The organism is Ottowia oryzae (genome assembly GCF_003008535.1).
GTDB classification, from domain to species: domain Bacteria; phylum Pseudomonadota; class Gammaproteobacteria; order Burkholderiales; family Burkholderiaceae_C; genus Ottowia; species Ottowia oryzae.
This window is the reverse complement of sequence record NZ_CP027666.1, coordinates 3030908-3056744: the sequence shown is the minus strand read 5'-3', so window position 1 is coordinate 3056744 and position 25837 is coordinate 3030908. Positions and strand designations below refer to the sequence as shown.

The 25837-nt window shown below is 66.3% G+C and carries 22 protein-coding genes; 11 read left to right on the top strand and 11 right to left on the bottom strand.

What is annotated here, in order from left to right; all coding sequences use genetic code 11:
- Positions 1-69: 69 nt before the first annotated feature.
- From glmM to C6570_RS13900, 8 genes are all read left to right on the top strand, one after another.
- Positions 70-1431, top strand: a complete 1362-nt coding sequence (gene glmM, locus C6570_RS13935) for a phosphoglucosamine mutase (protein ID WP_106703759.1) — start codon at positions 70-72, stop codon at positions 1429-1431.
- Between the two features lie 132 nt (positions 1432-1563).
- Positions 1564-2319, top strand: coding sequence for a class I SAM-dependent methyltransferase (locus tag C6570_RS13930; protein ID WP_106704707.1), 756 nt, complete (start codon positions 1564-1566; stop codon positions 2317-2319).
- Positions 2316-4115 carry a type IV pilus assembly ATPase TfpB gene (tfpB, locus tag C6570_RS13925; protein ID WP_106703758.1) on the top strand — a complete coding sequence of 600 codons (1800 nt, stop codon included), beginning with the start codon at positions 2316-2318 and terminating at the stop codon, positions 4113-4115. The genes C6570_RS13930 and tfpB overlap by 4 nt, the downstream gene beginning before the upstream one ends.
- Positions 4116-4299: 184 nt before the next feature.
- Positions 4300-4788 (top strand): tripartite tricarboxylate transporter TctB family protein, encoded by a 489-nt coding sequence (locus tag C6570_RS13920; protein ID WP_106703757.1) that lies wholly within the window; start codon positions 4300-4302, stop codon positions 4786-4788.
- A gap of 16 nt (positions 4789-4804) precedes the next feature.
- Positions 4805-6316 (top strand): tripartite tricarboxylate transporter permease, encoded by a 1512-nt coding sequence (locus C6570_RS13915; RefSeq protein WP_106703756.1) that lies wholly within the window; start codon positions 4805-4807, stop codon positions 6314-6316.
- Positions 6317-6473: 157 nt separating this feature from the next.
- Complete coding sequence (locus tag C6570_RS13910; protein ID WP_106703755.1) at positions 6474-8111, top strand: gamma-glutamyltransferase family protein; 1638 nt, start codon at positions 6474-6476, stop codon at positions 8109-8111.
- Between the two features lie 34 nt (positions 8112-8145).
- Positions 8146-9084, top strand: coding sequence for a DMT family transporter (locus C6570_RS13905; RefSeq protein WP_106703754.1), 939 nt, complete (start codon positions 8146-8148; stop codon positions 9082-9084).
- Positions 9085-9219: 135 nt separating this feature from the next.
- Positions 9220-10008: an SDR family oxidoreductase gene (locus C6570_RS13900; RefSeq protein ID WP_106703753.1), complete on the top strand. Its 789-nt coding sequence runs from the start codon at positions 9220-9222 to the stop codon at positions 10006-10008.
- A 93-nt stretch (positions 10009-10101) separates the two neighbouring features.
- On the opposite strand, the gene C6570_RS13895 is transcribed toward C6570_RS13900, so the two are convergent.
- Complete coding sequence (locus C6570_RS13895; RefSeq protein WP_106703752.1) at positions 10102-11004, bottom strand: DMT family transporter; 903 nt, start codon at positions 11002-11004, stop codon at positions 10102-10104.
- Positions 11005-11106: 102 nt separating this feature from the next.
- On the opposite strand from C6570_RS13895, the gene C6570_RS13890 reads away from it, so the two are divergent.
- The gene (locus C6570_RS13890) at positions 11107-12087 is read left to right on the top strand and encodes a quinone oxidoreductase family protein (RefSeq protein ID WP_106703751.1); all 981 of its coding nucleotides are present in this window, start codon (positions 11107-11109) and stop codon (positions 12085-12087) included.
- A 228-nt stretch (positions 12088-12315) separates the two neighbouring features.
- On the opposite strand, the gene C6570_RS13885 is transcribed toward C6570_RS13890, so the two are convergent.
- The 4 genes from C6570_RS13885 to C6570_RS13870 form a co-directional block, all read right to left on the bottom strand.
- A complete protein-coding gene (locus C6570_RS13885; RefSeq protein WP_106703750.1) occupies positions 12316-12885 on the bottom strand; it encodes an HdeD family acid-resistance protein in 570 nt (189 codons plus the stop codon).
- Between the two features lie 91 nt (positions 12886-12976).
- The gene (gene lspA / locus C6570_RS13880; RefSeq protein WP_106703749.1) at positions 12977-13492 is read right to left on the bottom strand and encodes a signal peptidase II; all 516 of its coding nucleotides are present in this window, start codon (positions 13490-13492) and stop codon (positions 12977-12979) included.
- A 1-nt stretch (position 13493) separates the two neighbouring features.
- Entirely contained in the window at positions 13494-16436 is a 2943-nt protein-coding gene (gene ileS / locus C6570_RS13875) for an isoleucine--tRNA ligase (RefSeq protein WP_106703748.1), read from the bottom strand.
- A gap of 125 nt (positions 16437-16561) precedes the next feature.
- The gene (locus C6570_RS13870) at positions 16562-17584 is read right to left on the bottom strand and encodes a bifunctional riboflavin kinase/FAD synthetase (RefSeq protein ID WP_106703747.1); all 1023 of its coding nucleotides are present in this window, start codon (positions 17582-17584) and stop codon (positions 16562-16564) included.
- A 237-nt stretch (positions 17585-17821) separates the two neighbouring features.
- Here C6570_RS13870 and C6570_RS13865 point away from each other — a divergent pair, with 237 nt between their 5' ends.
- Positions 17822-19105: a nucleotidyltransferase domain-containing protein gene (locus C6570_RS13865; protein ID WP_123812268.1), complete on the top strand. Its 1284-nt coding sequence runs from the start codon at positions 17822-17824 to the stop codon at positions 19103-19105.
- Positions 19106-19131: 26 nt separating this feature from the next.
- Positions 19132-19512: a hypothetical protein gene (locus C6570_RS13860; protein WP_106703745.1), complete on the top strand. Its 381-nt coding sequence runs from the start codon at positions 19132-19134 to the stop codon at positions 19510-19512.
- A gap of 57 nt (positions 19513-19569) precedes the next feature.
- Here the strand turns inward: C6570_RS13860 and C6570_RS13855 are convergent, their stop codons facing one another.
- The 6 genes from C6570_RS13855 to C6570_RS13830 all read right to left on the bottom strand — a co-directional run bounded on the left by C6570_RS13855 (position 19570) and on the right by C6570_RS13830 (position 25796).
- Complete coding sequence (locus C6570_RS13855) at positions 19570-20745, bottom strand: acyl-CoA dehydrogenase (RefSeq protein WP_106703744.1); 1176 nt, start codon at positions 20743-20745, stop codon at positions 19570-19572.
- A 120-nt stretch (positions 20746-20865) separates the two neighbouring features.
- Positions 20866-21342, bottom strand: a complete 477-nt coding sequence (locus C6570_RS13850; protein ID WP_106703743.1) for a PaaI family thioesterase — start codon at positions 21340-21342, stop codon at positions 20866-20868.
- Positions 21343-21360: 18 nt separating this feature from the next.
- Entirely contained in the window at positions 21361-22632 is a 1272-nt protein-coding gene (locus tag C6570_RS13845) for a CaiB/BaiF CoA transferase family protein (RefSeq protein ID WP_106703742.1), read from the bottom strand.
- Between the two features lie 3 nt (positions 22633-22635).
- Positions 22636-23610 carry a Bug family tripartite tricarboxylate transporter substrate binding protein gene (locus tag C6570_RS13840; protein ID WP_106703741.1) on the bottom strand — a complete coding sequence of 325 codons (975 nt, stop codon included), beginning with the start codon at positions 23608-23610 and terminating at the stop codon, positions 22636-22638.
- Between the two features lie 60 nt (positions 23611-23670).
- Positions 23671-24822, bottom strand: a complete 1152-nt coding sequence (locus C6570_RS13835; RefSeq protein WP_106703740.1) for a CaiB/BaiF CoA transferase family protein — start codon at positions 24820-24822, stop codon at positions 23671-23673.
- Positions 24822-25796: a Bug family tripartite tricarboxylate transporter substrate binding protein gene (locus C6570_RS13830; protein WP_106703739.1), complete on the bottom strand. Its 975-nt coding sequence runs from the start codon at positions 25794-25796 to the stop codon at positions 24822-24824. The genes C6570_RS13835 and C6570_RS13830 overlap by 1 nt, the downstream gene beginning before the upstream one ends.
- Between the last annotated feature and the right edge of the window lie 41 nt (positions 25797-25837).

The window sequence follows — 25837 nt, the reverse complement described above, 5'->3', positions numbered from 1 at the left end:
GGGGAATAATCCCTGTTGGTCGACGAAGACTATGAAAACAGTAGCTGCTGGCGCAGGAGGTTGAAGCGTATGGCCCGTAAATACTTTGGAACCGATGGCATTCGAGGCACGGTGGGGCAGTCGCCCATCACGCCCGACTTCGTGCTGCGCCTGGGGCACGCCGTGGGGCGGGTGCTGCGGCAAAGCCAGCCCCGGCCCACCGTGTTGATCGGCAAAGACACGCGCATATCCGGCTACATGCTCGAAAGCGCGCTGGAATCGGGCTTGAACTCTGCCGGTGCAGATGTCGTGCTGCTGGGCCCGGTGCCCACGCCCGCGGTGGCGTACCTCACGCGGGCGCAGAGGGCAGACCTGGGCATTGTCATCAGTGCCAGCCACAACCCGTTTGCCGACAACGGCATCAAATTCTTCAGCGGTGCGGGCACCAAGCTGCCTGACCAGTGGGAACAGGACGTGGAAGCCGCCCTGGACGAAGCGCCGCAGTGGGCCGACTCCAGCCACCTGGGGCGTGCGCGCCGCCTGGACGACGCGGCTGGCCGCTACATCGAGTTCTGCAAGAGCACCTTCAGCCACTGGCTTTCCTTGCGTGGCCTGAAGCTGGTGGTCGACGCCGCCAACGGCGCTGCCTACCAGATCGCGCCCAAGGTTTTCCACGAGCTGGGCGCCGAGGTCATCGCCATTGGCTGCACGCCCGATGGGCTGAACATCAACGACGGCGTGGGGGCCACGCACCCCCAGAAGCTCATCGCGGCGGTGCTGGCGCACCACGCCGACTACGGCATTGCGCTGGATGGCGACGCCGACCGCCTGCAGATGGTCGACCGCACGGGGCGCCTGTTCAACGGCGACGAATTGCTGTACCTGCTGGCCGCCGACCGCCTGGCGCACCTGCGCGCCAAGGGCACGCAGCGCGGCCCTGAGTTGGGCGGCGTGGTGGGCACCTTGATGACCAACATGGCGGTGGAGCTTGCGCTCAAGCGCCTGGGCTACGACTTTGTGCGCGCCAAGGTGGGCGACCGCTATGTGCTGGAAGAGCTGCTTGCGCGCGGCTGGACGCTGGGCGGCGAAGGCTCTGGCCACCTGCTGGCGCTGGACAGGCACAGCACCGGTGACGGCCTGGTGTCGGCCCTGCAGGTGCTGCGCGCCTGCGTGGCCAGCGGCCAGACGCTGGCCGAGTTGCTGGCCGACGTGACCTTGTTCCCGCAGACCTTGATCAACGTGCGTTTGCCTGCTGGGCAGGATTGGCGCGCTGCGCCCGAATTGCCGGCGGTTACCCAGGCCGTCGAGGCAGAGCTGGCGGGCAGCGGCCGGGTGTTGATCCGCCCCAGTGGCACCGAACCGGTGGTGCGCGTGATGGTCGAAGCGCGCGATGGCGCCCAGGCCGAGGCTTGCGCCCATCGTCTGGCCGACGCGCTGCGCGGCCCGCAGTAAGCGCCGCTGCCGGGCTTTTGCTGGCATCAGGCAAGGCCTTACCCGCGCGACGCCGCCTGTTGCCCCGGCCCTTTGTCACGCTAGGCCGGTTTGCCGCGCTTGGGCGGCGCTGGCGTGGGGAATAATGAATCTGTGAAAAGTGATGTCTCGGCCTCGTCGGAGGTCAATCTTTCTGAAAGCGACGGCATTCGTTACCTGCACCTTGGAACCGAATGGGTGCAGGGCTCGATGCGCATCAAGGCGCCTTTCGATATCGACCTGGAATACGTGCAGCGCATGATGGCGTGGCTGCTGTTCGTGCCGCCCGATACCGTAGCAGGCAGGCATGCCATGCAATTGGGCCTTGGCGCAGGCGCCATAACGAAGTTCTGCTATAAAAAACTGAGAATGACCTGCACGGCGGTAGAGATCAATCCGCGCGTTGCCGATGTCTGCCAGGCGTGGATGCGTCTGCCGCCGCAGGATGAGCGCCTGCGCGTGGTCATAGCCGATGCCGCGCGAGAAATTCAGGATCCGCAGTGGCTGGGCACGGTCGACGCGCTGGCCGTCGACCTGTACGACGAAGACGCCGCCGGCCCGGTGCTGGACAGCGAGGATTTCTACGCCGATTGCCGGCGCCTGCTGACGGACGAGGGCTGCATGACGGTCAACCTGTTTGGCCGCACCGCCAGTTTCGAGCGCAGCCTGTCGCGCATCAGCCAGGTGTTTGGCGCAGACGCAGTCTGGGCCTTCAAGCCCACACGCGAGGGCAACACCGTCTTGCTGGCCCAGCGCACGCCGCAGCGGCCGAAGCGTGCGGCGCTGGAGGCGCGCGCCGAAGTGATAGAAGCGCGCTGGGATCTGCCCGCGCGCAAATGGCTCAAGGTATTCAAGGCAGTCGAAAAATGAAAACCGCATCCCGCCCCGCGCCGCTGACGGCGCAAGTGCAGGCCTACCAGGGGCCGCTGGCCTGGCGCCATCTTGTGGATTGGTTGCAGGAAGACGGCGTCATCTCGCAGGACGAGGCCGACCGCACGATCGCGCGCTGTTCGCAGGGCGAGAGCTCGCAACCCCCGCTGGTGCGACTGGCGGCGGTGGGCATCCTGCGCCAGTCCGACGGCCAACCGCTGGATCTCGACGAGCTGACGCAGTTCCTCGCCCGCCGCGCCGGGCTGGACTACATGCGCATCGATCCGCTGAAGGTGGACGCGGGCAAGGTGGGCGACGTGATGAGCGCCAACTACGCCGAGCGGCACAAGGTGCTGCCGGTGCTGGTCGGCCCCAGCGAAGTGGTGGTGGCCACCAGCGAGCCGTTCATTCAGGAATGGGTGGGAGAGGTAGAGCGCCAGTCGCGCCGCAAGGTGCGCCGCGTGGTCGCCAACCCGCTGGACATCAAGCGCTACACGGCCGAATTCTTCGCCCTGGCCAAGTCGGTGCGCGCGGCGGTCAAGACCGGCGGCACGACGGGCGTGGCCAGCTTCGAGCAGCTGGTGGAGCTGGGCAAATCAGGCCGCCAACTGGACGCCAACGACCAGGGCGTGATCCAGGTGGTCGACTGGTTGTGGCAGTACGCGTTCGATCAGCGCGCCAGCGACATCCACCTCGAGCCGCGCCGCGACCAGGGCGTGATCCGCTTCCGTATCGACGGGGTGCTGCACCCGGTCTACCAGGTGCCGCCGGGTGTGATGAACGCCATCACCGCGCGGGTCAAACTGCTGGGCCGCATGGACGTGGTGGAGCGCCGCCGCCCGCAGGACGGCCGCATCAAGACACGCGGGCCGAACGGCGATGAGTTTGAAATGCGCTTGTCCACGCTGCCCACCGCGTTCGGTGAAAAGCTGGTGATGCGCATTTTCGATCCCGACACGGCGGTCAAAGACCTGGCGGCGCTGGGGTTCACCCCACACGATGCCGAGCGATGGGAAAGCCTGGTGCAAAGGCCGCACGGGATCATTCTGGTCACCGGCCCGACGGGCTCGGGCAAGACGACCACCTTGTATTCCACGTTGCGCCGGGTTGCCACGGAAGAGGTGAACGTCAGCACCATTGAAGACCCGATCGAAAAGATCGACCCCGCGCTGAACCAGACGCAGGTGCAGCCGCAGCTCGATTTCAGCTTCGCCGAAGGCGTGCGTGCGCTGATGCGCCAAGACCCTGACATCATCATGATCGGTGAGATCCGCGATCTGGAGACGGCTGAAATGGCGGTACAGGCCGCGCTGACGGGCCACTTGGTCTTCAGCACGCTGCACACCAACGACGCCCCTTCGGCGCTGACCCGGCTGATGGAGTTGGGCGTGCCCGCCTACCTGCTGAACGCCACCATCCTGGGCGTGTTGGCACAGCGCCTGGTGCGCACACTGTGCCCGTTGTGCAAGCAGCCCGACGAGCGCGGTACGACGGAATTGCTCGCCGAGGCCGTCAAGCCCTGGAAGATCAACAGCGGCAACTACCGGCCCTACAAACCGGTCGGTTGTGTCGACTGCCGGATGACGGGTTTCCGTGGGCGGCTTGGGATTTATGAACTGTTGACCGTCACCGAAGCTTTCCGCGGGCAGGTGCACGAAGGCGCCAGCATGGGTGCGCTGCGCAAGCAGGCGGTGCTGGACGGCATGCGCCCCTTGCGCCTGGCCGGCGCCATGCGCGCGGCCGAGGGGCTGACCACGCTGGAAGAAGTCGTCGCCGCCACGCCGCCGCTGACCTGAAGGCGGGCCGCTTGCGGCGCCCCTGCGCGGCCACTCTTGCGGTGGCTGCGTGGGTTTTTTTCGATGCGGGTGTTCGTCTTTTCCCTAGGGGTAATCCCCAGCCAGGGTAGGTGAAACCCACATCCTTCACGCTTCAACGCGTCGTCACAATCCCCGTTGCAACTTGCATCTGAGGAGACGAAGCGTGCGCATAAAAAGTCAAAAGGACTTTTTCGCCGGCCTCTTGTACATGGGCATCGGCATTGCCTTTGCCTGGGGCGCGACGAACTACAACATCGGTGACGGGGCCCGCATGGGGCCTGGTTACTTCCCACTCCTGCTGGGCATCGTCCTGGCCGTGATTGGCGCGATTGTGATGATCCGCGCCATGGTCGTGGAGACGGCCGACGGCGAGCCAATTGGCCAATGGGCATGGAAGCCCCTGGTGCTGATCATCCTGGCCAACTTCGTGTTCGGCATCCTGCTGGGCGGCATGCCCAGCCTGGGCATCCCGGCGATGGGCCTGATCGCTGCGATCTTCGGGCTGACTTTCCTGTCGGCACTGGCCGGCTCGGAATTCAAGTTCATCGAAGTGCTGATCCTGGCCATCGTTCTCGCGGTAGGCAGCTGGGCCGCGTTCGTCTGGGGCTTGAACCTGCAGTTCCAGGTCTGGCCGAGCTTCATCTCAGGTTGAGCGCGAGGACATCACCATGGATCTGATCAACAACCTCTCGCTCGGGTTCTCCGTCGCTTTCACGATGCAGAACCTGCTGTACGCCTTCATCGGCTGCCTGTTGGGCACGCTGATCGGGGTGCTGCCCGGTGTCGGCCCTGTGGCAACGATCGCCATGCTGTTGCCGGCGACCTACGCGCTGCCCCCGGTGGCGGCGCTGATCATGCTGGCGGGCATCTATTACGGCGCCCAATACGGCGGCTCCACCACCGCCATTCTGGTCAACCTGCCGGGTGAATCGTCGTCTGTCGTCACGGTGATCGACGGCTACCAGATGGCCCGAAAGGGCCGGGCGGGGCCGGCGCTGGCTTCGGCTGGCATTGGCTCGTTCATCGCCGGCTGCGTGGGCACCTTGATCCTCGCGGCCTTTGCCGCGCCTTTGACCGAAGTGGCGTTCAAGTTCGGCCCGGCCGAATACTTCTCGCTGATGATCCTGGGCCTGATTGGCGCGGTGGTGCTGGCGTCCGGCTCGCTCATCAAGGCCATCGGCATGATCGTGCTGGGCCTGCTGCTCGGCCTGGTCGGTACCGACGTCAACTCCGGCGTGGCGCGCTATTCGTTCGATGTGCCCGAGCTGACCGACGGCATTGGCTTCATCGTGATTGCCATGGGCGTCTTTGGCTATGGCGAGATCATCGCCAACCTGTCCAACCCCGGTGAAAAGCGCGACGTGTTCACCGGCAAGGTCGAGCACATCTACCCGACCAAGCAAGACTGGAAGCTGATGATGCCCGCCATCCTGCGTGGAACGGCCATTGGCTCGGCGCTGGGCATTTTGCCGGGCGGCGGCGCCATGCTGGCGGCGTTTGCCGCGTACACGGTCGAGAAGAAAACCAAGCTGCGGCCGGGCGAAGTGCCTTTCGGCAAGGGCAACATCCGCGGCGTGGCTTCGCCCGAATCGGCCAACAACGCCGGTTCGCAAACCTCGTTCATCCCGCTGCTGACGCTGGGCATTCCGCCCAACGCCGTGATGGCGCTGATGGTGGGCGCCATGACGATCCACAACATCCAGCCGGGCCCGCAGGTGATGACCAGCAACCCTGAGCTGTTCTGGGGCCTGATCGCTTCGATGTGGATCGGCAACCTGATGCTGATCGTGCTGAACCTGCCCTTGATCGGCATCTGGATCAAGCTGCTGTCGGTGCCCTACCGCTGGCTGTTCCCGGCCATCGTGCTGTTCTGTGCCATCGGGGTGTACTCCACCAACAACAACACGTGGGACGTGTGGATGGTGGGCTGGTTCGGCATCATCGGCTACATCTTCATCAAACTGGGCATGGAGCCGGCGCCGCTGCTGCTGGGCTTTATCCTGGGCCCCATGATGGAAGAGAACCTGCGGCGGGCGCTGCTGCTGTCGCGTGGCGACTGGAGCGTGCTGGTCACCCGGCCCCTGTCGGCCACGCTGCTGGGCATGGCGCTGCTGCTGTTGATCATCGTGCTGCTGCCGGCTGTGAAGAAGAGCCGCGAAGAGGCCTTCGTCGAAGAGTAGTGCGCCACACGCGCTGCGCAACGAGAAAACGGCACCTTGGTGCCGTTTTTTCTTGCCCGGCGCACGCCGCCGCCGCGTCGGGCCGACAATGCCCGATGCGCCGTGGTCTCACTGCCGTTCGGCGCCACCCCATCCAACCTCCTCGCCCGTTCTGCGCATGAAGTTCGACTACGCCAACCCTTACCCCAGCGCCCGCCTGCCCGTCTTTGCGCGCAACCTGGTGGCCACGTCGCAGCCCATCGCCGCGCAGGCTGGTCTGGCGGTGCTGCGCCAGGGCGGCAATGCGGTGGATGCGGCCGTGGCCACCGCCGCCGCGATGACCGTGTGCGAGCCCACCGGCAACGGCCTGGGCAGCGATGCGTTCTGCATCCTTTGGGACGGGCAGCAGCTGCATGGGCTCAACGCTTCCGGCCCGGCGCCGCAGGGCTGGAGCAGCGCGTACTTCCAGCGCAAATACGGCGCTGGCGCGTCGTCACCGCCTTTGCGCGGCATCGACAGCGTCACGGTGCCGGGCGCGGTCGGCGCGTGGGCGGCGTTGCATCAGCGCTTTGGCCGGCTGCCTTTCGATCAGGTGCTGGCGCCAGCGGTCGATCTGGCTGAGAACGGTTACCTGGTGCCCGTGGTGATGCAACCCAAATGGGCCGCAGGCGCAGCAGAACTCGGCGCACAACCCGGCTTCGCGGCCACGTTTCTGCCCAACGGTCGGCCGCCTGCGGTGGGCGAAGTGTTTCGCATGCCCAACGCCGCGCGCGCCCTGCGGCTGATTGGCGAAACGCGGGGCGCTGCGTTCTACCAGGGCGAGATCGCCGCGGCCATCGAGCGCTTTGCCACCGCGCACGGCGGCGTGCTGAGTCAGGCCGATCTGGCCGCCTACCAGCCGGAATGGGTCGCGCCGCTCAGCATGGACTACCGCGGCTACACCCTGCATGAAATCGGCCCCAGCACGCAGGGCATTGCGGCGCTGATGGCGCTGGGCATCTTGTCGCACTTCGACATGCCCGCGCTGGGGCTGGACAGCGCCGCCAGCTACCACCTCCAGATCGAGGCGATGAAGCTGGCCTTTGCCGATGTCTACCGCCATGTGGCCGAACCGTCAGCTATGGCCGTGACGGCCCAGCAGATGCTGGACGCGGGCTACCTGCAAAGCCGCGCGGCGCTGATCGACATGCAGCGCGCGCAGGACTTCGGCCCCGGCCTGCAGCCCACGGGCGGCACCATCTACCTCACTGCGGCCGACGACAGCGGAATGATGGTCAGCTTCATCCAGAGCAACTACCTGGGTTTTGGTTCTGGCTGTGTCGAGCCGGACTTTGGCATCAGCCTGCAAAACCGCGGCCACGGCTTCAGCCTGACACCGGGCAGCCCCAACGAGGTGGCGCCGGGCAAGCGGCCGTTTCACACCATCGTGCCCGCCTTTGTCACGCGCGCGGGGCAGCCGGTGATGAGCTTTGGCGTGATGGGCGCGCACATGCAGCCGCAAGGCCATGTGCAAACGGTGCTGCGCATGGTCGACTTTGGGCAAAACCCGCAGACCGCGTGCGACGCGCCGCGCTGGCGCGTGAACCAGGGCCTGAGCGTCAACCTGGAGCCCACCGCGCCTGCGCACGTCGCCGAAGGGCTGCGCGCACGCGGGCACCAGCTGGCCGCGCACAACGACGTGTACCAGGACTTTGGCGCCGGGCAGTTCATCTGGCGGCTGGATGACGATCTTGGCAACCCTGCTAAAGCGCGCAGCGCGGCGCGCTACGTGGCGGCCAGCGACCCTCGGCGCGACGGCCAGGTGGCGGGTTACTGATGCCCGGCCTTGTGAATTGCACCTGGCTGGTTCCATGACAAATCGGCCTACAGCGCAGGCTGCACCAGCGCCAGCAGCTTCCAAAAGCATAGCGGCTGGCCTGGGCATGGCGATCGGTGGCGCCATCGCCTTCAGCGGCAAGGCGATCATCGTCAAGCTGGCTTACCGCTATGGGGTGGACGCGGTCACGCTCATCATGCTGCGCATGGTGTTCGCGCTGCCGTTCTTCCTGGTGATGGCGTGGTGGGCGGGGCGCGGCAAACCGCCGCTCACGCCGCGCGACTGGGCAGGCGTGGTGGCGCTGGGCTTTTCGGGCTACTACCTGTCCAGCATGCTCGACTTTGCTGGCCTGCAGTACATCAGCGCCAGCTTAGAGAGGCTGATCCTGTACCTGGGCCCCACGCTGGTGCTGCTGCTGAACTGGCGCGTGAAGGGCCAGCCCGTGTCGCGCGCGCAATGGGTGGCCATGGCCGTCAGCTACGCCGGGGCGCTGCTGGTGTTCGGGGTGGAGCTGCGCGTGGCGCCCGGCGGCGCCACGGCGTGGGGCGCGCTGCTGGTGTTCATGTCCACCTTCAGTTATTCGCTGTACCTCTTCTACAGCGGCGAATTCGTGCAGCGCCTGGGTGCGCTGCGCCTGGGCGGCTGGGCCACGGCGGTGGCTTGCGCTTTCTGCATTGCGCAGTTTCTGCTGCTGCGCCCGATGTCTGCTGCGCACGTGGCGCCGCAGGTGCTGTGGCTGTCGGTGCTGAACGCCACGGCGTGCACGGCCGCGCCGGTGCTGCTGGTGATGATGGCCATCGAGCGCATCGGCCCAGTGCTGACGGCGCAGGTGGGCATTCTGGGGCCGCTGGCCACCATCGTCATGGGCATCGTGCTGCTGGGCGAGCCGTTCACGCCCTGGCTGGTGGCGGGCACGGTGCTGGTGGTGTGCGGCATCTACCTGTTCTCGCGCGCGGGGCGCGTGGGCAGGTGAGGGCGTTTGCTATTGAGTTGGTAGCTTCCGGCGCTGAATGCACCTGCGCTGACGGGCAATTTGTTTCATCATCGACCGTCGGCGTGGCCGTGGGCTGCGCGCGTTGGACGAACCCGTGTGTAAAGGACTGAGACCATGAATCTGGGCATTGAAGGCAAATGGGCGCTGGTGTGCGGCGCCAGCAAGGGGCTGGGCCGTGGCTGCGCCGAAGCGCTGGCTGCCGAAGGCGCGAATGTGCTGCTGGTGGCGCGCGGGGCAGAGGTGCTGGCGACCACCGCCGCGGCCATTCAGGCCGCCAATCCCGCCGTGCAGGTGCTGCACGTGGCGGCCGACATCACCACGGCCGAGGGCAGGGCGGCGGTGTTCGCAGTGCGGGGTGACTTTGACATCGTCGTTACCAACGCGGGCGGGCCGCCGCCGGGCGCCTTTCGTGACTGGGGCCGCGACGATTGGATCAAGGCGCTGGACGCCAACATGCTCACGCCCATCGAGCTGATCAAGGCCACCATCGACGGCATGATCGCGCGCGGCTTTGGGCGCATCGTCAACATCACGTCCAGCTCGGTGAAGGCGCCCATCGACATCCTGGGCCTGTCCAACGGCGCGCGGTCGGGCCTGACGGGCTTCGTGGCGGGCGTGGCGCGCAACCCCGACATCGCGGCCAGGGGCGTGACCTTGAACAACCTGCTGCCCGGCAAGTTCGACACCGACCGGCTCAAGGGCACCATGGCTGGCGCCGCGCAGAAAAGCGGCCAAACGGTGGATGCGGTGCGCGCCCAGCAAGCCGCGCAGATTCCGGCGCGGCGCTTTGGCACGGCGGCCGAGTTCGGCGCGGTCTGCGCCTTTATGTGCAGCCAGCAAGCCGCCTATTTGACGGGGCAGAACATCCTGCTGGACGGCGGGGCGTACCCCGGCACGTACTGACGCGCACGGCCACACGGCCACGCGCCCTTTGGCCGTTCGTGCTGCGGCGTGTGGCCAATGGCAGCGCACTGCAGGCCGCGATGCCGTGCACGCCTAGCGGCGCGAAGACACCACGATGCCCGCCACGATCAGGGCGAAGGCCACGCCGTGGTACCAGGCGGGCGCCTCGCCCAGCACCAGGGTGGACATCACGGCGGCGAACACCGGCGTCAGGTTGGAAAAGAACCCCGCCGCCGCCGGGCCCGCGCGCTGCACGCCCAGGCCCCAGCAGCGGTAGGCGATGACGGCCGGGCCCACCGCCACGAAGGCCAGGATGGCCGCCAGCGCCCAGCCCCACTGCACGTGGCCCGCGCCCACCGACCATTCCGCCGCCGTCATCGCGCCCGACCACATCAGCCCGAAGGTGATCTGCGCCAGCAAAAAGGCGGCCCAGTCGGCGCGAATGGCGCCAGGCTCGTTCGGGCGCGACAGCAGCCACGAATACCAGGCCCAGCACACGGTGGCGGCCAGCATGTACAGATCGCCCGGCACCAGCCGCAGCCGGGCCAGTTGGCCCCAATCGCCCCGCGCCAGCACCAGCACCACGCCCGCTATCGACAGCAGCGCGCCCAGCACCTGCTGGCGCTGCACCGGCGCGTGAAAGAACAGGCGGCCGATGCTCAGCATCCACAGCGGCATGCTGGACGCCACCAGCGTCACGTTCAGCGGCGACGAGGTCTGCAGCGCCAGGTACTGCAAGGCGTTGTACGCGCCCACGCCCAGAAGGCCCAGCAGCGCAAACCGGCGCCAGTGCGCCCACAGCCCTGACTGCGGCCGCAGCACCCACGCCCCCAGCGGCAGCAGGATGCCCAACGCCAGCACCCAGCGAAAAAAGTTCAGCGTGATGGGCGAAATCAAAGGCACCGCCAGGCGCCCCACCACGGCGTTGGCCGCCCACAAGAAGGGCGGCAGGGTGAGCAGCGCGGCGGCGGCCGGTGTAAGGCGGGTGGTCGTCATGGGGCGCCAATGGTGCCATGGGCAGAGCGCGCTTCGCCACAGCGTGGCACCATGGCGCACTTCACACCTCACACTCACTCTTGTCAGCTAAGGAGCTTTTGCATGGCTTTGACCGTCCAGATCGATCAACCCGGTGGCCCTGAGGTCATGAAACTGGTGGACTTGCCCGTGGGTGAGCCCGGCCCCGGGCAGGTGCGCATCCGCCACGAGGCGATCGGCCTGAACTTCATCGATGTGTACCAGCGCACCGGGCTGTACACACTGCCCATGCCGTTGACGCTGGGCATGGAAGGCGCTGGCGTGATCGAGGCCGTGGGCGAAGGCGTGACGCACCTCAAGGTGGGCGACCGTGCGGCCTACGCCAGCAACCCGCCGGGCAGCTACAGCCAGGCGCGCGTGCTGCCGGCGCTGGCGGTGTGCCGCTTGCCCGAATCCATCGGCTTTGACACGGGCGCGGCGATGATGCTCAAGGGCTTGACCGCGCAATACCTGCTGCGCCGCACCTTGCCGGTGGGCGGCCTGCAGCCGGGCGACCAGATCCTGTGGCACGCCGCCGCGGGCGGGGTGGGGCTGATCGCCTGCCAGTGGGCCAAGGCGCTGGGTTATGAGCTGATTGCCACCGCCGGCTCGGACGAGAAGTGCCAGCTGGCCCTGGCCAATGGCGCCGCGCACGCCATCAACTACCGCACCGAAGACTTCGCCGCGCGCGTGCGCGAGATCACCGGCGGCCAGGGCGTGAAAGTGGTGTACGACTCGGTCGGCAAAGACACGTGGGACAAATCCCTCGAATGCCTGCGCCCGTTCGGCCTGATGGCCAGCTTTGGCAACGCCAGCGGCCCGGTGCCCCCGATTTCGCCCGCCGTGCTGGCGCCCAAGAGCCTTTACCTGACCCGCGCCACGCTGTTCACGCACATCGCCACGCGCGAAAACTGCCAGGCTATGGCGGACGATTTGTTCGACGTGGTGGGCAGCGGCAAGGTCAAGATCCACATCGAACAGCGCTTTCCGCTGGCCGACGTGCAGGGCGCCCACCGCTTGCTGGAAGCGCGCAAGACCACCGGATCGACCATTCTGCTGCCCTGATCCGCCGCCGCCTGCCGTGCATGCCTGCGGGTGCGGCTGGCGAGGCCTGAAGCGGCGACCGAAGGTGGATGGGTAAAGAAAAAGCCTTTTAGCGCAGGTGGTGCCTGCGCTAGAAGCTATTCAATTGATAGCGAAAGCGCGTCGATTCACACGCGATCAATCGACGCGCCGCGATGGTCCGGCCTCATGAAAATGGGGCGAGGCGCCTGTGCTGCTGGCGCCCCCAGGTCAACCGAAATGGTTGGCGAACTTGCGCACCTTGAACGCCATCATCACCGTCAATGCGCCGAAGATGAACGCGTACGTGGCGATGATCCAGGCCACGGCCAGGGCGCCCGCACCGGGCTGGGCGACCAGCAGCAGGCCGAACGCCACGGACAGCACGCCCATCAGGCCCATCAGCCATTCGCCCTGGATTTCCTTGCGCAGGCGGAAGGCCGCCACGATCTGCAACACGCCCGTCACGATGGCCCAGGCGGCGATGTACATCAGCAGCACCAGCCCGGTGACGGCGGGGGCCAGAAAGGTCATGGCGCCCACCGCCACGCTGACCAGGCCCCACAGCAGCAGCACCCACCAATGGCGGTGGTTCTTGCGCCCCGACAGCGCGGCCCAAATACCCAGCACGCCGTCGGCCAACACGTAGATGCCGAAGACCAGCACCATGGCGGCCAGCGATGCGGCGGGCTGCAGCCAGGTCAGCAGGGCGAACGCGATGGCGACCAGCCCGCGCAGCAGCAGCAGCCACCAGCTTTTGCCCATCGCGGTGGCAAGATCGTCGGCATTGGGTCGGACCATGGGTTGCTCCTTCAAGCTGTAACTACCCAGGCCACTTTACCCCTGTGGCCCCAGGCTGGCAAACCGGCAGCGCAGCCGCTGGTGGCGCCCGTCAGCGCCCCCGGCGCACGCGCAGCAGCTCGTCCAGAATCAGGCCGATGGCGCCCGCCGTGATGGCGGCGTCGGCCAGGTTGAACGCGGGGAAGTGCCCGCCGCGAAACAGCGCGCCGAGAAAGTCCCAGTGGAAGTCGAGGTAGTCCACCACATAGCCGTGCAGCATGCGGTCGACCACGTTGCCGATGGCGCCGCCCATGATCATGCTCAGGCTGAAGGCGAACAGCTTTTGCCCCGGATGCGCGCGCAGCAGCCACACGATGAAGCCCACCGCGCCCAAGGCCAGCGCGATGAAGAACCAGCGCTGCCAGCCGCCCGCGCCCGCCAGGAAGGAGAACGCCGCGCCCGGGTTGTGCGCCCGAACGATGTTGAAGAAGCTGGTGACGGTGGTGCTATCGCCCAGGCGGTAGTTGCCCAGGATGTACTGCTTGATCAGCTGGTCGGCCACAGCCACCACGCCGGCCAGCGCCAGCCACAGCAGCATCGCGCGGCTGGATGAGCGGGTGCCGGCCATGTCAGGCTACCGTGCGCGTTTCGCCCGCGCCGAACAGGTTGCTGATGCAGCGGCCACACAGGGTGGGGTGCGTCGCGTCTTGGCCGACGTCGTCGGTGTAGTGCCAGCAGCGTTCGCACTTCAACGACGTACTGGCGGATACTTGGATGTGACCGCCGTCATCTACGGCTTTCTTCAACACAGCTTGTGAAGTGATAAGGACAAACCGGAGGTCATCTCCCAAGCTCTGCAGCAGGTCGTAATCAATTCCGCCCCAGACATCTAACCCTTGTGAGCGCAATTGAGCACCAACTGCCCCCCCTTGTTTCGTTGTCGGGGCCTCGATGGTTACGTTCGCTTGTAGAGACGAGCCAATAAGGCCTTTTTCGCGCAGGGTTTCAACTTCCTTATTGACGATTCCGCGGATTTCACGCACGCGCGCCCACTTGGCCAGCAGCGCTGCATCCGGCTCGGGCAGCGACCAGAACTCCTCAAGAAAGATGGAATCGCTGTTGCCAAAGATCTTCCACGCTTCTTCGGCGGTAAAGCTGAGGAAGGGCGCCATCCAGCGCAGCATGGCCTGCGTCAGGTGCCACAGCGCCGTCTGCGCGCTGCGGCGTGCCAGGCTCTTGGGCGCGGTGGTGTACAGGCGGTCCTTGAGCACGTCCAGGTAGAAGCCGCCCAGGTCTTCCGAGCTGAACAGCGCCAGCTTGGCCACCACGGGGTGAAACTCATACAGCTCGAAGTGCGCCAGCACCTCGCGCTGGAACTCGGCCGCGCGCGACAGCGCCCAGCGGTCCACCTCCAGCAGCTGGTCTAGCGGCACGGCTTCGGTGACGGGGTCGAAGTCGCTGGTGTTGGCAAGCAGGAAGCGCAGCGTGTTGCGGATGCGGCGGTAGGTGTCGATCACCCGCGCCATGATCTTGTCGTCGCCCGCGATGTCGCCCGAATAGTCGCTGGACGCCACCCACAGGCGCAGGATTTCCGCGCCCCACTTCTTGTTGGCCTCGGTCAAGTCGATGCCGTTGCCCAGCGACTTGCTCATCTTGCGGCCTTGCGCGTCCACGGTGAAACCGTGGGTGAGCAGGTTGCGGTAAGGTGCGCGGCCGCGGATGGCCGACGCCAGCAGCAGCGAGCTGTGGAACCAGCCGCGGTGCTGGTCGTGGCCTTCCAGGTACAGATCGGCCTCGGGACCCGGAGCGCCAGTGCGCGGGTCAATGGCCGCGTGATGTTCGTTCGGGTGCGTACCGCACAGCACGTGGAAGAAGGTGGAGCCCGAGTCGAACCACACTTCCAGGATGTCGTTGAACTTGCGGTAGTTCTGCGCGTCTTCGTCGCCCAGGATTTCCTCGGCCGTCACGCGGCTCCAAGCCTCGATGCCGCCTTGCTCGATGATGTCGGCCGCCTGGTCCAGGATTTCCAGGGTGCGCGGGTGCAGCTCGTCCGTGTCCTTGTGCAGGAAGAAGGCGATCGGCACGCCCCAGGCGCGCTGGCGGCTGATGACCCAGTCGGGCCGCCCGGCGATCATGTCGCGCAGGCGCGCCTTGCCGTTGGGCGGGTAGAAGTTGGTGTCTTCGATGGCGCGCAGCGCGGTGGTGCGCAGCGATTCGGGCGCCTTGTCCTTCGTGAGCACGCCTTCGCCTTCGTCCATGCGCACGAACCATTGCGAGGCAGCGCGGTAGATCACGGGCGACTTGTGGCGCCAGCAGTGCGGGTAGCTGTGCGTGATGGTGCTGGTGGCCAGCAGGCGGCCCGCGTCCTGCAGCGTCTGGATGACCACGGGCACGGCCTTCCAGATGTTCAGGCCGCCGAACAGGGGCCAATCGGCCTCGTAGCTGCCGCCGCCTTGCACCGGGTTCAGGATGTCGGCATGCGCCAGGCCGTGGGCCACGCAGGAGTTGAAATCCTCGATACCGTAGGCGGGCGCCGAGTGCACGATACCCGTGCCGTCGGTGTCGGTGGCGTAGTCGGCCAGGTACACGGGCGCCACGCGGCGGTAGCCGTAGGTGCCGTCTTCGCTGGGCACGTCGTACAGCGGGTGCTTGAAGTTCAGGCCCGCCAGCTTGTCGCCCATGGCGGTGGCGATCACCGTGCCCTCCAGGCCGAAGCGCTTCAGGCTGTCTTCGACCCGCGCCTTGGCCAGCAGCAGCACGCCCTTGGGCGTATCGACCAGCGCGTATTCGATGTGCGGGCCGAGGTTCAGCGCCTGGTTGGCCGGGATGGTCCAGGCGGTGGTCGTCCAGATAACGACGAAGGCGGGTTTGTCCAGCTTGGGCAGGCCGAAGGCGGCGGCCAGCTGGCCGGGCTCGGCCGCTTCGAAGGCCACGTCCACCGTGTTGCTCTTCTTGTCCTGGTATTCGATCTCGGCCTCGGCCAGGGCCGATCCGCAGTCAAAGCACCAGTACACCGGCTTCAGGCCGCGGTAGACGTAACCACGTTCGATCAGGCGCTTGAACAGGCGCAATTCCCCCGCCTCGTTGGCGAAGTTCATGGTCTTGTACGGGTTGTCCCACTCGCCCAGCACGCCCAGGCGCTTGAAGCTGACCATCTGCTGCGCGATTTGCTCGGTGGCGTAGGCGCGGCCCTTGGCCTGCATCTCGTCGCGGCTCAGGTTGCGGCCGTACAGCTTTTCGATCTGGTTTTCGATGGGCAGGCCGTGGCAGTCCCAGCCCGGCACGTAATGCGCGTCCATGCCCTTGAGCTGCCGCGTCTTGACGATCATGTCCTTCAGGATCTTGTTGACCGCGTGCCCGGCGTGCAACTGACCATTGGCGTAGGGCGGGCCGTCGTGAAGGATGAATTTCTCGCGCCCCGCGCGCGCCTGGCGCAGGCGGCGGTACAGGCCGTTTTCGTCCCATTCCTCAACCCAGCCCGGCTCGCGCTTGGGCAAGTCGCCGCGCATGGGGAAGGGCGTGTCGGGCAGGTTGAGGGTTTTGCGGTAGTCGGTCTTGCTGTCGGAACTCATGGCGGGGGAATGCTTTTAAATCTGAATCAAAACAGCTGCTGGCGCTTGGCTGACAAGCGCTGGCAGCTATGAAAACAGGAGTGGGGCGCTGTGCGGACGCAGGAGGCAGGCCGTCCGCCGCCCCATCAAATTCGGCCGCCGCGGGCGCTCAACCAGGCGCGCGCGTCGTCGCAGTCGCGCGCGATGCCCTCGGTCAGTGCCGCCAGGCTGTGATAGCGCAACTCGTCGTGCAGTTTGTGCAGCAGGTCCACGCGGATGATTTTACCGTAGGCCCCCTCGGCGCCCAGGGCGGCGGGCCAGTTCAGAACATGCGTTTCGAGCAGCACGCGCCCGCCGTTCACGTCGTTCGGGTCCAGCGACGGGCGCACGCCCAGGTTGGCCACGCCGGACAGGGGGTGATCGGCCAGGCCGTGCACCTGCACCACAAAGATGCCACTGGCCGCAGGCTTCCACGCATGCGCGCGGCGCGAAAAGCGCAGGTTCAGCGTGCGAAAACCATCCGCCTTGCCGGGCGCGCTTTCTGCCAGCGCGCGGCCCAGCTTGCGCCCGTGCACCACGTGCCCGCTGATGCTGTAGGGGCGCCCCAGCAGGGCTGCCGCGTCGTCCATGCGCCCGGCGGCCAGCGCGTCGCGCACCGCTGAGCTGGACACGCGCAGGCCATGTACCTCGTAGCTCATCATCCGCGCCACATCGAAACCCAGGCGGGCACCCGCAGCGTCCAGCATGGCGTAGTCGCCTGAACGTTGGGCGCCAAACCGGAAGTCATCCCCCACCAGCACGTAACGCACGCCCAGGTCGCGCACCAGGGTCTCTTCAATGAACGCCTCGGCGCTTTGGGTGGCCAGCGCCTCGTTGAAGGGCAGCACGATGGCCTGATCAACCCCGCTGCGCGCCAACTCGGCCAACTTGTCGCGAAACGTGCAGACCCGCGCAGGCGCCAGATCGGGCTTGGCCAGCAAGGCGGCAAAGTAGTCGCGCGGGTGCGGCTCAAACGTCATCACGCAGCTGGGCACGCCGCGCTGCGCCGCTTCGCTTTTCAGCAGCGCCAGCATGGCCTGGTGGCCACGGTGCACGCCATCAAAGTTGCCGATGGTGAGCGCGCAGCCCGGCGCGATGCCAGGGTGGTGCAGGCCGCGGAAGATTTTCATAGGTTTTAGTGAAAAAAGGCGGAAAGCAGCATCGCAACCCAACGGGCAGGGTCATCGGTCACGGCAGCGGCGCAGCGTTCACACGGGATGACCGGGAAGCCGTGCAGGGGGAGTCTGAACCGGACATGGAAACCACCTAGTAAGACTCCCAGCTAGGAACGATCCCAGTGTCAGATCGTGGGTATTGGAGGAAGATACCAGCCTCCGTGACATCTTAGTTTCCAGTGCGCGTTCGCCATGCAAATTGAATCTGCCCAAACATCTTCAAGGGGGACTGTTCACTCCTCGAATCCACCGAATGCCGATGACGTCATGTCTCGGCCAGCGCCTGCACATGTTGATCGGCTGCATTGGAAATTGGCGGATACTGATGAGCGTCGGCAGCTTGTACAAGGCGCAGCTGAGCAGCCGCGCGAGAACGGTGAGCTTGAGGCCGGCGGCGCCTCGCCGCTGATACTTGGTGGCATGGCCGGCGCCCGCGCAGCCGATCGCCTCAACACCACGCCGCAAGGTCTGACCGACCGCCAATTCGACGGCGTCGCGCGCAAGGTGCGCGACGCAGCGCAGCAGCGCGGCTTGGGCAGCGACATCGTGGTTCAGGGCAGCCGCGCGGCGCGCACAGCCAAGCCAAGCTCGGACATCGATTTGGCCATCCGCGTTTCACCGCAAGAATTTGACCGTTTTATCAACAGCAAAGCGCAGTCCACGTTGTCGTCACCCAATCCCGGATCCAACCTGGAAAAAACGCGCGTCAGGGCTAATGAAGTCGGGCTTGTTCAGGCTGGCGAGGCCAGGTTGTCGAGTACAGCGAAGGCGATCGGCTCCGACATCCTCCAGACTCAGCCAGCCGTTAATGAACGGGTCGATCTTTCGGTCGTGCGTCGTGGCGGCCTTTTCGATACATCGCCCACGATGGATGTCCCCAGCGCCCGTGTCGCGACGGCGCGTGCAGCGGGGCAGGGTGCCTTGGTTGCTGGTGCCATTGGCGGTGCCGTAAGTGCCGCCAACGCGCTGCGCGATCGCACCCTCACAGGCGCTGAGGCGCGTGACGTGCTGACCGAAAGCGCGCACGCCGCCGCGGTGGGCACCACCTATGCCGTGACCGAGAATGGCCTCGTGCGAGCTGCCGACCGTGCGGCCGGCAGCGCCATTGAGCGCGGTTTGGGTAACGGTGCGCGCGTGGCAGGCACGCGCCTGGCCGGTGCGGGGGCCGCAGGCGCGGTGATCGGCGCCGGCATATCGATCTACGAAAACCGCGATGGTCTGGCGCGCGGCGACTCTAAGGCCATCGGCAACGTTGCTGGCGACGCGGTGGTTGCCGGTGGATCGGCCTTGGCAGGCGCCGCCGCCGGGGCGGCTATCGGCAGCATCGTGCCTGGCGTCGGCACGGTAATTGGTGCGGGCGTTGGCTTGGTGGGCGGGTATCTTGCCGATCAGGCTTTGCGTGCCGGCGGTGTTGACAAGCTGGTCGGCAGCGCGGTGTCCAGCGCCGTGGATGCGATCAAAGGTTGGTTCCGCTGACGGACCGTTGCTGGCAGCACGACAAAATGAATGCACGCGACGATCTCTTTTGCAAGCTCTATGTAGCCGATGCGGTGGATGAGCATGCCTACCAAGCGGCGGTACATGAGATCGCGCGCGGCGGTGTGTCTGCAAGCGGCGCCGCCCTTTCTGCACTGGACATCACTGCGCGTGCGCAGACCCGGCATTTACCGCTGGACGACACGCAAGACGACTGCACCCTTTGGCGGCACTATGCGGATATCGAAGCCGCCAATGCAGGCGTGACGTTCGAGACGTTTTTCTCGGAGTGCGTTCAGCTGGTCGTTGGCTTGCGGGAACGCGGCATGAGAGTGGCGCCATCGTGCGATTTCGAGGGTGAAATTGAAGCCGCCGCGCGTGCCCTACAACCTTCTGGCCGGGCGTAGCGGTCGCACAGGTGCATGCCACCCCGGCCAGCAAGGCGCGCCAACGCCTCAGAGGCCTCAATTAAACGCCGCGATGCCTGTGATCGCCCGACCCAGGATCAGCGCATGCACATCGTGCGTGCCTTCGTAGGTGTTGACGACTTCCAGGTTCACCAGGTGGCGCGCCACGCCGTATTCGTCGCTGATGCCGTTGCCGCCCATCATGTCGCGCGCCTGGCGGGCAATGTCGAGGGCCTTGCCGCAGTTGTTGCGCTTGAGCACCGAGGTCAGCTCCACCGGGGCGATGCCTTCGTCCTTCATGCGCCCCAGGCGCAGCACGCCTTGCAGGCCCAGGCCGATGTCGGTCAGCATGTCGGCCAGTTTCTTCTGGATCAGCTGGTTGGCGGCCAGGGGGCGGCCGAACTGGTTGCGGTCCAGCACATACTGGCGGGCGCGGTGGAAGCAGTCTTCGGCCGCGCCCATCGCGCCCCAGGCGATGCCGTAGCGGGCGCTGTTCAGGCAGGTGAAAGGGCCTTTCAAGCCGCGCACGTCGGGAAAGGCGTTTTCTTCAGGGCAGAACACCTCGTCCATGACGATTTCGCCGGTGATGCTGGCGCGCAGGCCCACCTTGCCGTGAATAGCGGGGGCAGACAGGCCTTTCCAGCCTTTTTCCAGGATGAAGCCGCGGATTTGCCCGCCATCGTCCTTGGCCCAGACGACGAACACGTCGGCGATCGGGCTGTTGGTGATCCACATCTTGGCGCCGCTGATCGAATAGCCGCCATCGACCTTGCGTGCGCGGGTGATCATGCTGCCCGGGTCGGAGCCGTGGTTGGGCTCGGTCAGGCCGAAGCAGCCGATCCATTCGCCCGCGGCCAGCTTGGGCAGGTACTTCTGCTTTTGCGCTTCGGTGCCGAATTCGTTGATGGGCACCATGACCAGCGAGCTTTGCACGCTCATCATGCTGCGGTAGCCGGAATCGACGCGCTCGACCTCGCGGGCCACCAGGCCGTAGCAGACGTAGTTCAGGCCAGCGCCGCCGTACTGCTCGGGGATGGTGGCGCCCAAGAGGCCCAGCTCGCCCATCTCGCGGAAGATGGCGGCGTCTGTCGTTTCGTTGCGAAAGGCCAGTTGCACGCGGGGCAAGAGCTTTTCCTGGCAATACTGGCGGGCTGCATCCTGCACTTGGCGCTCGTCTTCGCGCAGCTGCTGGCTCAGTTGGAAGGGGTCTTCCCAGTTGAAGGTGGCTTTCATGTCTCTTGGGTTCCTTGGGGTTCGGGGATGGCGGATGTTTTCCAACAGTGGCGAGGTTGTCGCGCCGCGCGCATCGGTCGGTCAATGGTAATGGGCGTTTGGCAGGCAGGAATGAGGCTGTCAGGGTGAAGGCGAAGGGCTTGAACGCTCGACCAGCTTGAAGGTTCCGGTTGCCATGGCGACCAGCTCGCCCGCGTCGTTCAAGACCTCGCCGCGGGCAAAGCTGAGCGAACGGCCACGTCGCTCGCATTGGGCGCGCGCGTGCATCGTGCCGCGGCCGGTGGCCAGAAAATGCAGCACCAAGTCGATGGTTACGACGCCGTAGCGGGCAGGGTCGTGCGCGCGCGCAGCACTGGCCAGCGCACAGTCCAGCAGCACCGCCAGTGCGCCGCCATGCACGTCGCCACGGCTGTTGGTGTAGGCCGCATTCGGCGGCATGTCGATCCAGGCCTGGTCGGCGCCGATGTGCGTGCCCTTCAAGCCGAAGGCCAGGGCCATGGGCATAGGCAGCGCAAACAGCTCGCCAGCGGCTTCTGTGGCGAAGGGCGATGCGGGCGGCATCTGCCGCAGCGTGGTGTTTTGGGGGGCAGGTTTCATGGCCAAAGTGCTGAGCGATCAGGGCGCAGTATCAGCGGGTTTGCCAGGCGCCCCCATCGCGCCAGCGGCGAACAGCGACTGCACCGCCGCCGTGTCCAGGCCCAGCCATTCCGACAGCACCGCAGCATTGTCCGCACCCAACTGTGGAGGGGCGCGCAGGGGCGCGCGGTGCGCGCTCATGTTCAGGCAACTGCGCAGCAGCTTCAGCGGCGCGCCGCTGCCATGCTGGACTTCGGCGACCAGGTTCCGGTGCTGCACCTGCGGGTCGGCAAAGGTTTGCGCCATGTTGTTGATGCGCGTGCAGGGCACCTGCACGTCGCTGAGCCGGGGCAGCCAATGGCCGGTGGTCTGGGATTGCAGCACCGGTTCGATCAGCGCGTGCAGTGCTTGGCGGTTCTGCACCCGCATCATGTTGCTGGCAAAACGCGTGTCGCTAGGCAAATCGGTGGCGCCCAAAACGCCGCAAAGCTGCACAAACTGCCGGTCGTTGCCCGCAGCAACCACCATCCATCCGTCTGCAGTCTGAAACACGCCCGACGGCGAAGCGATCGGGTTGTTGTTGCCCTGGCGTGAGACCGGCTGACCGGTGATCAGGTAGGCCTGCGCCAAGGTCGAGTTGAAGCACACGCTGGAATCCAGCATGGCTGCGTCGATGAACTGCCCCTGGCCGCTGATGCCGCGCTGGATCAACGCGCCCAGGATGGCCACGGTGGCCTGGTAGCCCGCCACCAGGTCGGTGGTGGGAATGCCGGTGCGCATGGGCATGCCGCCGGGCGCGCCTTCGGGTTGGCCGCAGCTGCTCATCAGGCCCGCCATGGCCTGCATGATGAAGTCGTAGGCGGGGCGCTTGGCGTAAGGGCCGTCCTGTCCGAAGCCGGTGACCGAGCAATAAATAAGCCGATGGTTGGCCGGCATCAGGCTGGCCGCGTCCAGGCCGAAGCGGCGCAGGCCGCCGGCCTTGAAGTTCTCTACCAGCACATCGCTTTCGGCGGCCAGTCGAGCGATCAGCGCCGCGCCGGAAGCGGTGTTCAGGTCGACGGTGATCGAGCGCTTGTTGCGGTTGCAGGCCAGAAAAAAGCCTGAGTCACGCCCAGGCCCGTCGACCGGCAAGGCTTGGCCGAACTGGCGAGAGTCATCGCCGGTGCCCGGCGCCTCAACCTTCACCACGTCGGCCCCCAGGTCGCCCAGCAACTGCGTACACCACGGGCCGGCCAGTACGCGCGTGAGGTCCAGCACGCGCACGCCCTCCAGCGGCGCCCGCTGCACGGGGGAATCGGTTGGGGCGCTCATGACTTACAGCAGCCCTTTGGCACGCAGCTTGGCCACCCGCTTTTCTTCGCGCTCGTAGGCTTGCAGGGCGTAGGTTCGGTAGGCGTCAGGGTCCATGTAGTTCACCGGCTGATTCAGCGATTCCAGCGCACGCAGGCTGCCGGGCGAGTTCAGCGCTTGCTGGAACACGCCGCTCAGCCGTTTGACCAGCGCCGGGTCCATGCCGGCAGGCCCCGCCACGCCGTAAGGCGAATCGATCCAGGCGTTGACCCCTTGCTCGCGCAGCGTGGGCAGATCGGGGTAGCGCTTGATCCTGTCTTTGGTGAGCGCCACCAGGTAGCGCATCTTGCCCGAGGCGATGTGTGGAACAGCGATGCCGCTCAAAGGCCCCGCATCCACGTGGCCACCGAGGATGGCGTTGGCCAGGTCGGCATCGCCCTTGTACGGCACTACGTTGAGGTCGATGCCCGCTTCGGAGGCGGCCTCGTCCATGACGATGCGCGGCGTGCCCACCGCGCCGGTGGCGCCGACGTTGATGCGTCCGGGGCGCTTCTTGGCATCGGCGGCCAGGTCTTTCCATTGCTTCCAGGGGGCGTCTGCGCGCACGGCCAGGCCGAATGCGTAGTCCGACAGCATCGCGATGTAGCTGAAGCTGGTGCGGGGGTCAAACGGCGTCTTCTGTACGTGCGGCTCGCGGTACACGGAGGCCGGAAGAATCGCGAGTGTGTAGCCGTCGGGCGCCGCCTTGGGCAGCAAGGCGGCACCGTTCACGCCGTTGGCGCCCGGTTTGTTGTCGATCACCACGGGCTGGCCCAGCAGCTTGCCGGCGGCGTCTGCCACCGCCCGCACGTGGGTATCCGTCGGGCCACCAGCGCCGTAGGGCACCAGCAGGGTGATGGGTCGCGTGGGAAAGGTGGCTCCCGGCTGTGCCCAGGCCTGTACGGTGGGCAGCGAGGCGGCGAGCAAGGCGCTGCGGCTCAGAAAGTGTCGTCGTTGCATGTTTGTCTCCTTGTTGTCGTGAAAAGCGCGATCAGATCTAGGGCGCGGCGCAGCTGCGTGTCAGGGCGCTGGCGGGTCGGCCGGGTGGACGGGCGGCGCCAGCCGGTAACTGGCGGGGGTGCGGCTCAGCTTGATGGGGGAGGCAACCCCCGTATAGGCGTCGCCAACCTGTACCACCATCTGACGGTGGGCGGTGTGCGGGTGCTTCAGGGCCGCGCTCACCGAAAGCACGGGTGCGGCCGGCACGCCGATGGCCATCAGCGCCTCGGCCAGGGCGGGGCCGTCCTGACTCGCCAAGAGCGCAATCAGCTGTTCGCGCAGCGCGGCACGGTTGACAGACCGCGCGCCAGCAGTGGCATACAGGGCGTCGTCCGCCAGATCGGCGGCGCCCAGGTGCTGGCAGAGCAGGCGGAACTGGCGGTCATTGCCTACTGCCAGAAACACCGCGTCGGTGCCGGTCGGGAACGCGTCGTAGGGGTAGATGTTGGGGTGCGCGTTGCCGGTGCGGCGCGGCTCCTTGCCGCTGGCGAACCAGTTCGCTGCGTGCGGGTGCAGCAGCGACAGGCCGCTGTCGAACAGGCTGGCTTCGACAAACTGGCCACGGCCGCTTGTGTGACGCTCTTGCAGCGCGAGCAGCACGCCCAAGGCGGCATTCAGCCCCGTCACCATGTCCACAATCGGCAGGCCCACCCGCAGCGAATCGCCACCCGTTTCGCCGTTCACACTCATAATGCCTGTCATGGCTTGCACGGCGGCGTCGTAACCCGCCAAGCCGCCCAGCGGCCCGTCCGCGCCAAAGCCGCTGACACGGCAGTACACCAGGCCGGGAAAGCGCTCAGCCAGCGTGTCGTAGTCCAGGCCCCAGCGCTCCATGGTGCCGGTCTTGAAGTTTTCGATCAGCACGTCCGCGCCTTGCAGCAGCGTCCACAAGATCGCGCGGCCTTCTTCGGTAGACAAGTCGAGCTGGGTGCCGCGCTTGTTCCGGTTCAGGCCCATGTAGTAGGAGGCCACTTGGCGCCCCTGCACGTCCTCGAACGGAGGGCCCCAGGCGCGCGTATCGTCGCCCTGGGGGGGTTCGATCTTGAGGACATCGGCCCCATGGTCGCCCAGGATCTGGCCGCAGTACGGACCGCCCAGCACGCGCGAGAGGTCGACCACGCGGATGCCGGCCAGCGCGCCCGGTTGGGCCGTGGAAGGGTTGGCGGTGCTCATCAGTCGGCCTTGGCGCCAGACGCCTTGATCACCGCGCGCCATTTGTTGGCTTCAGCCTGGGCGTACGCGGCCAGGGCTTCGGGTGTGTGCTGCGCGGGGGCTTCCAGGCCCTGCTTTTGCAGCCGCGCCTTGATTTCGGGGTCCTCCAGCACCTTGAGGAAGGCCGCATTGAGTTTGGCAATCACCGGTTTGGGCGTGCCTGCCGGGGCCACCACGCCGAAGAAAACGCTTGCGTCAAACCCCTTCACGCCCTGTTCATCCAGCGTGGGCACATCGGGTAGTGCGCGTGACCGCTTGGCCGACGTGACAGCCAGCGCGCGCAGCTTGCCGGCCTCCAGGAACGGCAGGGCCGACAGCACGTCGGTGAACGCCACCTGCACCTGGCCGCCCAGCAAGTCGTTCAGCGCAGGGCCGGTTCCTTTGTACGGCACGTGCAGGATGTCGGTGCCGGTCTGCATGTTGAACATGACGCCCGCCAGGTGCGACGAGGCGCCGCTGCCGGATGAGGCGAAGCTGACCTTGCCCGGATTGGCCTTGGTGTACGCGATCAGTTCGCGCGCGTTCTTGGCCGGCACGCTAGGGTTGACCAGCAGTACGTTCGGCAGGTAGCCGACCTGGATGACCGGCGCAAAGCTCTTGAGCGGGTCGTACTTCAGGTTGGCGTACAGGGATTGATTGATGGCCAGCGGCGCCGACGTGCCCAGCATCAAGGTGTAGCCGTCTGGCTGCGCGCGCGCCACGTACTCGGCTCCGATGTTCGAGCCGCCGCCCGCCTTGTTCTCCACGATCATGGTTTGGCCCAGTACGGGCCTGATCGCGGTAGCCAGCATGCGCGCCATGGCGTCGGTGGGGCCGCCCGCCGAATAGGGAATCACCATTGTGATCGTGCGGTTGGGGTAGTCCTGTGCCCAGACGGGCAGGGTGGTCAGCCCGAGGGCACAGGCGAGCATCGCCTTGCGTCGCGAAAAAGCCATGGTTTGTCTCCAGTCGTTGGATCTCTTGATTTCGAAGGAGC